Annotated in this window: 1 pseudogene; it reads right to left on the reverse strand. The window is 45.9% G+C overall.

Annotation, left to right across the window (positions count from 1 at the left end):
* Window positions 1-19: 19 nt before the first annotated feature.
* Window positions 20-652, reverse strand: a pseudogene (locus R7040_RS27260) (gfo/Idh/MocA family oxidoreductase); the annotation flags it as partial.

The raw sequence follows: 652 nt of genomic DNA on the forward strand, positions 1-652 counted from the left end.
GGCTATACCATGCACAAGTTTACTGGTCAGCAGGGAATACTACGCCAGTCTGTTTGCGTACTTCAGTCAGTACTTTTGCAACGGTCAACGAACGTTGTTTCATTTGTTCATCAATCACACCAAGCTTTAACTGCTTCGCAAATGCTTCTGCTTCGTAGAACATATGATTCTCGGTTTGAGGCAAAGTTAGGTTCTCTTTTTCTTCACCACGAAGAATACGCTCTACACCACGGCCTGTGGCGATCATATCGACCAACACACTGCCTTGCTCACCTTGAAACTCGCTTGGGATAAGAGAATCACTGACTTTCGAGTGCAGAAGATTTACGTTAAAGCCATCATACGCCAGCGTTACGCTGCCGCATCCGTCAACGCCTGATGGAAGCACATGCGCACTGGCTTGAACAGAGTTCGGCTCACCAAACAACTCAATCGCCGAACCCACGCAGTAATAACCGATGTCCATGATGGAGCCATTGGAAAACGCAGGATTGAATGTGTTTGGATTTTCTCCATTTAGGTATTTTTGGTATCTCGATGAATACTGGCAATAGCTAATCGTCGCATGTCGTAACGGAGCGATAGACGGTAAGCTCTCTTTCAATACTTGGAAGTTTGGTGTGTAAGGCGACATAAACCCTTCAAACAACAC

Source organism: Vibrio sp. 1069 (genome assembly GCF_033340555.1).